The 12165-nt window shown below is 47.7% G+C and carries 10 protein-coding genes; 6 read left to right on the top strand and 4 right to left on the bottom strand.

What is annotated here, in order from left to right; genetic code table 11:
• Positions 1-39: 39 nt before the first annotated feature.
• A complete protein-coding gene (locus tag Q4Q57_RS01555; protein WP_311889377.1) occupies positions 40-2409 on the bottom strand; it encodes an OmcA/MtrC family decaheme c-type cytochrome in 2370 nt (789 codons plus the stop codon).
• Positions 2410-2764: 355 nt separating this feature from the next.
• Between Q4Q57_RS01555 and Q4Q57_RS01550 the strand changes: the two genes are divergently transcribed.
• The 3 genes from Q4Q57_RS01550 to Q4Q57_RS01540 all read left to right on the top strand — a co-directional run bounded on the left by Q4Q57_RS01550 (position 2765) and on the right by Q4Q57_RS01540 (position 6165).
• Positions 2765-3409: a 4Fe-4S dicluster domain-containing protein gene (locus Q4Q57_RS01550; protein ID WP_006085762.1), complete on the top strand. Its 645-nt coding sequence runs from the start codon at positions 2765-2767 to the stop codon at positions 3407-3409.
• 16 nt (positions 3410-3425) lie between these two features.
• On the top strand, positions 3426-5549 hold the full coding sequence (locus Q4Q57_RS01545) for an aldehyde ferredoxin oxidoreductase (protein WP_311889374.1): 2124 nt from the start codon (positions 3426-3428) through the stop codon (positions 5547-5549).
• Positions 5550-5643: 94 nt separating this feature from the next.
• Positions 5644-6165: a hypothetical protein gene (locus Q4Q57_RS01540; RefSeq protein WP_310454482.1), complete on the top strand. Its 522-nt coding sequence runs from the start codon at positions 5644-5646 to the stop codon at positions 6163-6165.
• A 200-nt stretch (positions 6166-6365) separates the two neighbouring features.
• Here the strand turns inward: Q4Q57_RS01540 and Q4Q57_RS01535 are convergent, their stop codons facing one another.
• The 3 genes from Q4Q57_RS01535 to Q4Q57_RS01525 form a co-directional block, all read right to left on the bottom strand.
• On the bottom strand, positions 6366-7118 hold the full coding sequence (locus Q4Q57_RS01535; RefSeq protein ID WP_071938323.1) for an ABC transporter substrate-binding protein: 753 nt from the start codon (positions 7116-7118) through the stop codon (positions 6366-6368).
• Between the two features lie 159 nt (positions 7119-7277).
• Entirely contained in the window at positions 7278-7913 is a 636-nt protein-coding gene (locus Q4Q57_RS01530) for a DUF2913 family protein (RefSeq protein WP_012587120.1), read from the bottom strand.
• 99 nt (positions 7914-8012) lie between these two features.
• On the bottom strand, positions 8013-8660 hold the full coding sequence (locus Q4Q57_RS01525) for a peroxiredoxin-like family protein (RefSeq protein ID WP_311889372.1): 648 nt from the start codon (positions 8658-8660) through the stop codon (positions 8013-8015).
• 404 nt (positions 8661-9064) lie between these two features.
• Between Q4Q57_RS01525 and Q4Q57_RS01520 the strand changes: the two genes are divergently transcribed.
• The 3 genes from Q4Q57_RS01520 (at position 9065) to Q4Q57_RS01510 (ending at position 12061) form a co-directional block, all read left to right on the top strand.
• Complete coding sequence (locus Q4Q57_RS01520; protein WP_311889371.1) at positions 9065-9280, top strand: TIGR02450 family Trp-rich protein; 216 nt, start codon at positions 9065-9067, stop codon at positions 9278-9280.
• A gap of 468 nt (positions 9281-9748) precedes the next feature.
• Positions 9749-10651, top strand: a complete 903-nt coding sequence (locus tag Q4Q57_RS01515) for a homocysteine S-methyltransferase family protein (RefSeq protein WP_311889370.1) — start codon at positions 9749-9751, stop codon at positions 10649-10651.
• Between the two features lie 9 nt (positions 10652-10660).
• A complete protein-coding gene (locus tag Q4Q57_RS01510; RefSeq protein WP_006082575.1) occupies positions 10661-12061 on the top strand; it encodes a basic amino acid/polyamine antiporter in 1401 nt (466 codons plus the stop codon).
• Positions 12062-12165 lie beyond the last annotated feature (104 nt).

Genomic DNA, 12165 nt, shown 5'->3' with positions numbered 1-12165 from the left:
CGAGCGGTTTTGTTTTTGGGCGAGATAAAATCTACCAGCCTATTGGTGCACCTTATCGACACCCGATGAGCGACCCTCGGCGTGACAGATGGCGCAGGATTCTTGCCCCGCTTGGTAAATTCGCCCTCCGCTGGCATCGCTTTGATAAACCCCACCAAAGCCACGTGCGTGAACCACTAAGCTATCCGTTTGTGTATGACAGGCGGCGCAGGTTGCCAAGGTTGGCGAATACTCGGCAATTTGACCATTGTTGACCGCATCGGGTGCGGCAACTAACAGGGATTGTTCTGCACTCAGTCCCGTGAGATCCAGTTGCCCTGCACTGTGGCAAACACTGCAATTGCTTTTCGCATTAGGGTAGGTGAGTTCTGGGCGTGGGTTGTCAAAACCGACGACAGTACGGGTTCCCGCGTGCAGTGAATGCACTAACTCCCTGTAGCTCAAGGTATTGTTGATGGTGCGATAGGGCTTGATTTGGTCGGCACCGGGAGTATGCATTATGCCTGCATTGAGATACATGATTGCATCATTGCTGTGGCAGCTTTGACATTGCCCATCTGTGAGCGCGGTTGCGGTTTGCGGTGCATGACAAGTGCCGCAGCTGCTAGTGGGCTCAAAAATCCCCCTCATCTGATGCGCCGACAGAACTCTGTCCTCTAAGCCTTGATCATGACATTGGCGACAAGCTTGTTCATCGACCTTAGCCTTTGCCGTAACCGTTTGACCTTGCAGGGTGAGCGTATTCAACGCGCTGAGGTTCACATTGTGATTGGCGATATTACAGTCAATGGCAAAGCCAGTGTTCTTATCAGCGCAGAGCACCAATTTACTGTAAAGCTTAGATTGGCTCAGATCGCCAAAGTCAGCAGTCGATAAGTTAGATATAGTGACCGTTAACTGATTCGGCGCCGTGATGTTTAAGGCAACATCGCTCGCGTTTGCCAATAAATCCCACACTTTACGCTGGCCATTATTAACTGGCATGTTGGCGTGATTGGTTTCACCCGCAGCAATTAACCAGAAAGATTTAATCATGGCTTGAGTAGCGGGAAGTTGATCCAGTTGCTGCACTTGCAGTGTGACGACTAGAGTTTGCGCCTCAACACTGAGCTGCGAGCTCAGTAACTTAATTTGGTAATCGCTCGCCAGTTTAGCGGCCGTATTCACTGCGGCATTGTGAAATAACCCGACACCTTGGGGATTATTGCTATCGGGGTGACAGCCACTGCAACTGAGTGCCCACGCCTTAGGGAAAATGTCCCTGTTGTGGAATAACCCCGCGACAGTGCCATTCCAGTCTGCTGGAATTTGTGCTGTGTGACAGTCAAGGCAGGCAGTTTTATTGGGAATATTGTAATTGCCACTTTGCGCCGTTGCGCCAGCGATATGACATTGCTGGCACTGGTTCATGTCGCCAGGAAAGGTCACATTGGAGAAGTCATATAACTGTCCCTTGTGGCCGACGATTTGATATTTAGCTTGGTGGATTTGGTGCGTCAATGTCGCCATATCTAAGCTGTTACCCGTTTCAGGGTCGCCAGAATAAGTCGTGTGACACACCACGCAGCCCTCAAAGGCAAAACGTTTACTGCCGTGCATCAAAAGGCGGGTATCGGCATTGGCCAAATCGGCATTATGGCAACGAAAACAGGCTTGCTCAGGTGCGATAACTTTGCGGCCCATGTTCGCTGCGACGGTTTGCCCCGTGGCGGGAACAAAGTCGTATATGCTGTTAATCAACTGAGTGTCGATTGGGCTATTGGCTAACGGTTTGAGTTCTAGGTAAATCCTGTGGGTCAGTTCTGGCGTGTATTGGGTATCGAGCCCCGAAAATTGCGGGTATGCCGTCAGCGGTTTGCTAAAGGTATAACGGTATAGACCTGCGCCTAGCGAGGTTAAACACGTCGTTTTACAGCTGCTTTCAATGCCCGCTTGAAATTGTGTTACGGCATTGGTTTGGGCATTGGTCGCGGGTTCCACTTGGTTGTTGATGTAGCTGGTCCATTGCAATGCGGTATCTGTCGTACTGGCGGTCTCACTCGTTGTGACAACACTAGTTTGCGCCGCAGCATCAGTTGTGGCTTGAGTGATGTGATAGTGCGCCTGCGGCGGTGCAAGCTTAGCGATACCAAGGCCTAAGGTATCAAGCTCCTTAAGGTTTTCTAGTCCAGTGACGGCAATGCCATTGGCGTTACTGAGAAAGAAATCGACCTGCACTTGAGTTTGCGCATCGATAGCGACTTTTTCGATTGTCGCTTTAAGAGTATCGGCCTGTTCTATGCTGATACTCACAATTCCAGGTGGGCCTTCTTTACCTTCTTCACCATCGGAACAGGCGGTCATCAGACAGACTGCAACAGCAATTGGCGTAAAGATTTTCCATTGAGAACGGGTATTCGTGTTCATCATTTTCCATTCCTTTTTAATTAGATTCTGTCGGGACTCTAATCGGAATGTATGCGTTTTAGATATTAACTGAGTTATGCGTTGAGTGGCAGTTAATTAACCGCTTTTAAACCTTTTCGATTAATTATATTGAAGTAATTTGAATTGAAGCATTATTTTAATTTTCGATATATTTAATTGTTAATTCTTAAAAGCGTTAGTCAAACACAAGTCGTGTAACTTGATCTAATACTGCCCCAATTTGGGTAAGTGTGACGCAGACGTAAAATAATAATAGATATTACTCTAGCATAAATTGTCGGGAATCAAAGTGTATGCATATTTTAATTATATTGCTTTGACTAATAAAGGATCGAATATGATTACCAGAAGAGGAATACTTAAAAGCAGTATGGGCGTTGCTGTCGGTACTGTATATCACGGGACACTGATTAGCTTTCTTACCGGTTGTGGCAGCGACAATGACAGTCAGGAAGTCGTAGAAGTCATGGCCGGTGGTTTAATGGTGGTCAACCCTGTGGTGTGTGTGAGTTGTCGACGCTGCGAGATTGCCTGCAGCTGGAACCACGAGGGTGACAGTAGTCCAACGCTGGCGCGCGTAAAAGTCGAACATAACATGAACTTCGGCCCGCATGGCATGCAATTCAACTATCACATACAGCATGGCGAATGCGGTGATGGCACCATAATTCCTGCCACTTGCCGCCAATGTGAAGTTTGTACACAAGTGTGCCCGCAACAGGCTATTTCAACCAACCCGCTAACCGGCGCCAAAGTGGTTGATGAAGAACTCTGTGTTGGATGTGGTTATTGTGCGGATAAATGTCCGCAGCAAGTGATTAAAGTCGTCCGCAGTAAAATGAAAGCCGTGAAATGCGATTTATGCAATGGCCAGCCTGCTTGTGCTCAAGTTTGTCCTACTGGGGCAATTAAATTTTATCCTTGGGATGAAGCCGAAGCTGCATTAGAACAATATGAAAAATATACCGGCTTAGTTTCTTGAATCGAGGTGAAATATGATGAGTAATATAATTGGTGGTTGGGCAGGAAAAGTCCTTAGAGTTAATTTAACGACAAATACGATTTCGTATGATCCCATAGAAAAATATTATGACTATATTGGTGGTATGGGTATTGGCTATAAAATATTGTGGGATGGTCATAAGGACAATATAAAGGCAATCGATCCTGAGAATATTATTGTCTTCTCTGCGGGGCCATTAACGGGTTCAGGCGTGATTTGTACTGGACGAACAACGATTACTTCCCGTAGTCCAGTGATTGAAAAACACCTTATTGCCGACGGTCACTTTGGTGGCCATTTTTCGCCTGCAATGAAATTTGCCGGCTTCGATGCGATTGCAATTGAAGGCAAAGCGGCGAGCCCTGTGTGGCTAAAAATTGTCGATGACAAGGTCACTATTGAACCCGCCGATGCGCTATGGGGCAAAGGCATATTCGATACCCACGCCATGATAGCGCAAATGATGGGCCCTAATGCACAAGTGGCGGCGATTGGCCAAGCGGGTGAAAACCAAGTGCCTCTGTCTGTCATCATGACTCAGGGCGGACACTCTGCGGGTGGTCATGGCTCAGTTATGGGCTCAAAAAATTGTAAAGGGATCGGTATTATCGGCACGGGTGCCGTCAAAATCGCCGCCAATAATGAAAAGATGCGCGCCTTAGATGACCATATTTTAGGAATTATTGGCGCCAATAATAATGGTGTGGTGCCTTCTACGCCGCAATCTTGGGCCGAGTACTCAGCCCCTATTAGTCGCTGGAAATCACGACCTGGCCTTAAGTGGGGCGCTGCCGATCAAGAAATTGATTTAGGCGAAGTGCCTTGGAATGAGCGTAACCGTATTGGATTTCGTACTTCGATGGCCGAAAGCTACATAGGCGTCGAATATGCCAACAAGTGGATGAAGCGCACTGGCGGTTGCCATTCATGCCCAATACGTTGTTTCTGCGAGCTTAAAGTCCCTGAACTGAAGAGTAAATATGGTCGTAAGACCGAGCATATTGCCAACGTCTGTATGGGATTCCTCGTGCCTCAGTATTTGATGGGCACCACAAACGGTTCAGAAGCACATGCAATGGCGGGAGCTTTGGGGGCACAGATCCTCGATGATTACGGCATTTGGTGTAACTATGGTTTGATTTCTCATATCTTTAAGTTTTTAAAAACACACGATATGTTCAAATATTTACTGCCAGAAGAGGAATACAACAGCATTCCTTGGGCGCTTTGGGATAATCAAGATCCTGCCTTCTTAATCGATTTCTATCGCCGCATTGCCTACAAAGAAGGCGAAATTTCCCATATGGCGGATGGCTTGTATGACTTAATCGCGCGTTGGGGCTTAGATGGCACAAACCCCGCATTAGGGTATTGGGACATACATAAAGAGAGTAAAACCAAGGTATTTAACCGAAAAACCAACGCCGCCGTGCACCATGCGAGTGAAACCGCAGGTCAGGTGGGCACTTTAATCAACGTCGTCTTTAACCGCGATGCCCAGTGCCATTCCCACATCAACATCGTTAACAGTGGGTTACCCCACGATATGACAGTCGCCATCGCCGAGAAAAAATGGGGCGAGGGCGCCTTTGATAAGGTGAAGTGGTATACCCCGATTAATGCCGCTAAGGTTCGCTTTGCTAAGTGGTCTTTAGTGAAAAACGTGCTGCATGACTCGCTGACACTGTGTAATTGGATGTTCCCGCTATTGGCATCGCCCGATAAGAACCGTAATTATGAAGGCGATAGCACCATAGAATCGCAAATGTTCAGCCTAGTCACAGGGATTGAAACCAGTGAGACTGAGTTAGATTTCAAGGCGGAAAGAGTCTTGCATCTGCACCGCGCCTTAACCATGTTGCAGATGAATGAGGGCAATATGCGTGAAGAGCACGATGTGCTCAGTGACTGGGTTTACGATATGGACCCAGACAAAAACTTTGGCGAAGAGGGCACCATCAAGATGGACCGCGCCGACATGCAAACCTCGCTGGACATGTTCTACGAAGCCTTTGGTTGGGACATTCAAACGGGAGCGCCAACGCGGGCCACACTCGACAAGTTTAGTCTGGGCTTTGTCGCCGACAAATTAGCGGCACGAGGCTTGTTACCCGCTTGAGCACTCTAGTTGGGCACTATGATTGGCGCTATGACTGGACATTATGAGTGAACACTATGATTGGGCGCTATGATTGGACATTATGAGTGAACAAATGATTGAACTCGTCGGTTATATCCGAGTATTTAGCCAGCATGGACGTTTAGTCACGGCGGAGCAAATTGCCGCTGTGGCTGGGCTGGAATGGGATAATAAGCAAACGGTTGCGGGTTATATTCAGTTGATCCTCGATGAGGCTTATGCGGATGTGCAGATGCGTTTGTCGGATAAGCGGCATTTTTTCTATTCCGACAAAAGTATCGTTGAGCGCTATGCCGAGCAATGGTTAGCACTGGAGCGCGGTGATGCATTTGAGGCCATCATAGCTCAAATTCGCCGCAATAGTTGCCGCCATACTGAGGTGTATCAGGAGAGTGTGCTGACTTTTGCCCCCTATCTTTATGATGAGCCCCAATTAGCCAATGTGCGTGAGCAATTGCCGCAGCAGCTTGGCGCTGAAGATATCCATTATGCCGTGGATAAACAGGGCAAAGGTTACTATTACTCGACTCAAGGATTGAGCCACAGCTATGCCGCTGTCCTCGCCAATTACGATCCCTGTGAATGGTCAAACTGACATTAAGCTGAATAAGTTGAGCTATTGATAAGTGTTGATAAACCTTGGATCTGTATCGATGAGCGCCTGCGGGCGCTTTTTTATTGATGACGGGAAATGTGGACAGATGGCATGCTGATGATGTTATAACGAAAAAAAACGATTGAGCTAAGCCCAAGCTGTAACTGTGGTCTTAATAACGCCAATGCTTGAGCATAGGATCAGCTTGCCAGTGTTTGGGTGTATTTTTTGACTATCGCATCAATCTTACCGTTGGCTTTTAGGGTCGCAATCGCTTGATTGATGGCAGGCAGCAAATCGGCATGTTCCTTACGTAACCTAAACACTAAGTCTCCATCGGAATGCACCGCCGCAAGGGCGACAGGGATCCGCAACTGAGTCGACCAATACAAGGCTGGATAATTACCGGAAATAATCGCATCGACTCTGTGTTTATCTAAGGCTTTGACTAACTCTTGCTCAGAGGTAAAGTCGGCACGGATAAAGTCCTTATCGTCGTGGTATAAATAACCGCGCACTGTCCCGATTTGTTTACCTTTTATCTGGTCGATATCCTTATATTTACTGACATTTTCAGGCAGGGTGACCACATATTCGGTGATTTGCATTATGGGAGCGGATTTAACAAACAGCGGCCCCAAATCCTGCTTTTCAAACCAACTCGGGCTGACGATATCAAAGTCGAGTTGACCAGTTTCCAGAGCGTTATTAGTGCGCTTTGGCGGCAAGGTGAGGATTTCACCGTCGATTTTAGCTAAGGATAGAATCATCGGGATAAGCTCAGTGATCATCCCCGGCGCCTCGGCTTGATCACCAATAAAATACGGATACCAAGAATAGGAGCCAGTGATATTGTATTTGAGCTGCTCCGCATAGGCGTGTGGTTGAGTAAAGCAAAGGGCGAACAAGGCAAATCGAACTAAGTGTTTATACTGCAAACATCGCTTAACCATATTGCTTTTATCCTTGTTATCTCTGCTTTAGCCAAGGCCTATCCGATGGCCATTCTACCTAAACTGTGTGAATAAATTGTTTATTGGGTCACAATCAGTCACATCAGCCATAGTTAAACAGTTTTCACCTTTACGCCATTACACTTTACGCTATGACACCTAAGCCAATAGCTGACACAGGGCGGGCTGCTGATTATGCGGGAAAATTTGATAGGTTTTATGGTGCTTAACCAAGCTGGTTTTCTTATTGCCTTGGCTGAGTAATAACCCATGGGATAGGGCGATACGCGTTAGGGTCTGTTCATCGGCGCGGACATATAAGTTGATTGGTTTGACCAACTGATTATCTTTAATATGTTGATTAAATTCTTTTGCATCAATTACTAAGCTAGATTGGCCATCACCATCGAGTTTGAGCTTGGCGCTGATTTCAGTGTCAGTAAAGACTAACCATTCGGCTTGCTTTAAAGTTTCTATCATAGCATTTAATGCCGTACCTAACGCTTGCTCTGATGTCTCAACTGTTTGATATTGATGCACAATCCTTTCTAGCAAACGCTTGAGTTCGGCGCCCGCACCTTGGCTGCGAGCCAAACGTATCCAAGCCGTGAGATCGTCGGCTACCAGTTTAGAAAAGCGTTTTTCCTTTAAGGACTCGACCATCCAATTACACAAAAAATGACTTTCCTGCGCAGAAGTGCGCTGGGCTTTCTTGGTCTGTGCTGAAGCGGTTAAATCGGCAAGACCCGCAAGGGCGAGTTCGAGCACAGCTTGGTTATAGGTTTGAGAATTCATTATGACTCCGCCGCGGGCTGAAGTGATGTTATCTATTTGAACTTGGACGATATTGATTGCGGCGGAGCTAGTTTAGCAAAGCGGTCGATAAACCGATATTTATTCTTGCGATCCCACCAAACTTGCGGCGGTTAAGATCAGCTTAGGTGCGGGTCTGACCTTGTAGTTAGGATTCACATATTGGAAATGAATCAAACCTTTATCATCGCTAATATAAATGGCGGGCACAGGTAAGACTAAACGTTTGGCTCCCTCGGGAGTCGTCCACATTGGATTATCGACATGAAGACGCGAAGTATAAATCTCAGTGACCTTTTCGCTTGTGTAAAAAGCTAAGCCAAAGGCTTGCGCTGCCAGCATTTTTTCATCGGAAAGCAGTAGATACTTAAGCTCATTTTTTGCCGCCGAAGCCTTAAGTTGAGCTGGTGTATCGGGTGAAATACCCACTAATTGAAAGCCCATTTTTAATAATTCAGGCTCAATCGCTTTTAACTGTCCCATTTGATTGTTACAAAATGGGCACCAGCCGCCGCGGTAAAAGAAAAAGATGGTCGGTTTTTGCTGGGTTAATTCGGCTAAATCGACGGTTTTACCCTTTATATCATGCAAGTTTACCTTAGGAATTTGCTGACCATTGAGTAGCGGACTGATGGAAAACTCATCTCTGGCAATGGGCTGCGCCAGAGTCGTAAAGCTAGTGAGCAATAGTGTGCCTACGAGGCAAAGTGTTTTTAGTATGGTTGACATGGACGTTCCTAACGTTATCTTTCAATGGCTGCGTTTCTAAGCACTGACAGTTATCTTTTGTCTGCCCTAGTACTGAGATCTGCTTGTGTAATTTGTTGCTTAAGTCATCTCCGTTGACGAGATCTTCGCTTAAGTGCTTTTTGTGTAAGTGCCATTGCGCGGTCTTGCTGTATTGTTCGTATTGGCCAAGGCGCTCTTAAGCGAGTTTCTAAAGGAACGGGGATTAGCGGAAGTTATTACATAACGCCGCAAATTTACTGTTCAAGGACACATTAGACCTAACAGACTCATTTGGTATCGGGGTGGATAGGATATGAGCCCAGTTGCTCAATTAGTTGTTCAATTAGCTGATCAATAAAAGGAATGAGTGATTTCTTTTACATTAGCTGTCACGCGGAGTTTTGATGAATAAAATTAACCCTAATAAATTACTCAACAGTAAGTGGACCGCCGTTAAGCCGACCAATAAAGAAAAACATTTTTTAGTCACTGAGATTGAGTTTGATGAGGAAGGCGTAGTGATCTCGTGCTCAATTGAGGCTGTGATGTCAAAGCGAGTTATACCTATAAACTGGCATGATTTAAAAGATGAAATCCTTTGGTTGCAGGGCTGGAAATAGTTAAACGAATTGGGTAAATACCAATCTCATATTATCCAAAGACATGGAGGGCACTCATCTTGTTCTCCAGTTTTTTAACCATCATCTTCTAGGTTCTCTAGTTCATTTCGCAGCAATATCATTTATCAATGCCCTCATCATGCCCTCCATCAATGTCTTCCATCAACGATCCCATCAATACCTCGTCTCTTGCCGTCAACTGGGCATGTTTTCGTAGCGCAGCGGCATCCATTTATTCAAGTTTGAGATTAATCCGTGTTTTTTACTGATATCGATTGCGGCTAAATCGAGATTCCGTTATTTTGTTATAGCCATCTAAACGTCTGGATGGTTTTGCAGTTATTAAGGTACTCACTGAAGCTATGCATTGTCGTCATCGAACGCAGCAAGGTGCTAGGTAGCAGGATTCTCATTAATTATGAGTGCCTTAGTAAAACGAAGTCGCATAAAAAGATTGAGGTAAGCAAGATGGATAAGCAGCAACTGTGGGTTTTGGATGGTGGCATGGGGCGTGAGTTGGCAAGACGGGGCGCACCCTTTCGACAGCCTGAGTGGTCGGCGTTGGCCCTGATAGAAGCGCCACAAACCGTGACTGAGGTACATCAAGCCTACGTAGCCAGTGGGGCCAAAGTCATCACCACCAACAGTTATGCACTCGTGCCATTTCATATCGGCGACGAGCGTTTTGCCGCCGAGGGTGAAGCGCTGGCTGCATTGGCGGGCAAATTGGCAAGGGATGTCGCGGATGAACACGCAAATGCGGTTCGCGTCGCGGGCTCATTGCCACCCTTGTTTGGCTCTTACCGTGCCGATTTATTTGATGCCGCGAGGGTGAGTGACTTGGCTCTCCCACTCATTCGAGCGCTGTCGCCCAGTGTCGATCTCTGGTTAGCCGAAACCATGAGTTTGATTGCCGAACCTTTAGCCATCAAGGCCTTGCTGCCAGAAGATGGCAAACCATTTTGGGTTTCATTTACCTTAGAGGACGAGACGCTTGGGAGCGAACCGACACTACGTTCCGGTGAGCGGGTGGCAGATGCTATCGACGCGTTAGTAGCAGTCGGTGTGGATGCGATTCTGTTCAACTGTTGTCAGCCTGAGGTGATTGAGGCGGCATTACAGGTGGCCAGCGATAGATTGAGTGCTCTGGGGCGTGCCGATATTCGACTCGGTGCCTATGCCAATGCGTTTCCTCCTCAGCCGAAAGAGGCGACCGCTAACGATGGTCTGGATGAGATCCGGGCCGATCTTGGGCCGCTCGATTATCTCGGTTGGGCTGAGCGTTGGCGCGCGGTAGGGGCTTCGCTTATCGGTGGTTGCTGCGGCATTGGTCCCGAACACATACAGGCTCTTTCTACTCGTTTGCGCTAAGGATTTTGTATGAAAGAGAACAGGATAGGTCTCTGGTCACTCACTGCCCTAGTGTTCAGCTCTATGGTAGGTGCGGGGATTTTTAGCCTGCCGCAAAACATGGCTGAAGTGGCGGGTGTTCGAGCTGTGCTGATTGGCTGGGGGATCACAGGTGTGGGCATCTTGGCATTGGCTGCGAGTTTCCTCTATCTGTCGCGCTTGAAGCCTGAGCTTGATGGCGGCATTTATACCTACGCCAGAGCCGGTTTTGGTGAGCTGGTGGGCTTTTTTTCTGCTTGGGGCTATTGGCTTTGCGCCACCATAGGCGTGGTGGGATATTTAGTGATTGCGTTTGCCGCCCTTGGCAGCTTTGTCGATACGCCGCAGCAAGTTTGGTTTGGCGAGGGCAATACGCTGGCCGCTTTTATCGGTGAGTCGTGCATTTTGTGGGCGGTGCATTGGTTGGTCTCCCGCGGCGTACAGCAGGCCGCCATGTTCAATCTGGTGGCGACATTAGCCAAGAGTTTGCCGTTATTGCTGTTTGTACTGTTTGCCTGCTATTACTTCGACCCAGTGACTTTTGCTCAGGACCAAGCGGCCAGCACTTTAGCTGTGCCAGTGTCTGAACAAGTGCGTAACACTATGCTGATCACGCTTTGGGTATTTACCGGTATCGAAGGTGCGGCAGTGTTATCGGCGCGTGCTAAAAATAAGCGGGATGTGGGTACGGCGACTGTCCTCGGCGTCGTGCTGGCGCTACTACTTTATGTGCTTATCTCTGTGCTAGCGCTGGGGATTTTAGCTCGTCCTGAACTTGCAGCGCTGCCTAATCCCTCTATGGCGGGACTGATGGGACACATGAGCGGCTCTTGGGGCAAGGCACTGATCAGCGTTGGGCTTATTGTTTCTGTATTGGCCTCCTACGTGAGTTGGACCCTGTTCTCGGCAGAGGTGCCTTTCAGCGCAGCCCGCCACGGTGCTTTCCCTGCCATCTTTTTGCGGCAGAATCGCAATGGCACGCCGATCGCTTCCCTCTGGTTATCTAGCTTAACAGTGCAGTTTTGTTTGTTACTGGTGTGGCTGCTGGGTAAGGGGTATACCAATCTGCTACTCATTTCTACGTCGATGATTTTAGTGCCTTACCTATTGATTGGACTGTTCCTGCTGAAGCTTTCTTTGAGTGGACAGGGCAATGGGCTGATGAGAATCGTGGCGCTAGTGGCGAGCGGTTATGGACTCTGGCTACTCTATGCTGCAGGCGTCGAGTATCTGTTACTGTCCTTGCTACTCTACGGCCCCGGGTTACTCTTGTTTCTTTACAGTCGCCGCCAAGTTGTCGATGGTAAAAAGCTTAACGGACGTGAGCGATTGCTCGCGGGGGCGACGCTGCTGAGTTTGTTCCCCGCGTTATGGTCTTTTTGTTATCAATAAAGGATTGCTGTTGGTTAAAGTGGGCAGTGCTTTATCGAATTGGGCATAAAAAAATCGGCCACAACAGTTGTTGTGGCCGATTTCACTAAAACACGTGGGATGGG

The organism is Shewanella sp. SP2S2-6 (assembly GCF_031931965.1).
Taxonomy (GTDB): Bacteria; Pseudomonadota; Gammaproteobacteria; order Enterobacterales; family Shewanellaceae; genus Shewanella; species Shewanella baltica.
The sequence above is the reverse complement of the archived record's forward strand: the minus strand, read 5'-3'. Positions and strand labels throughout refer to the sequence as shown.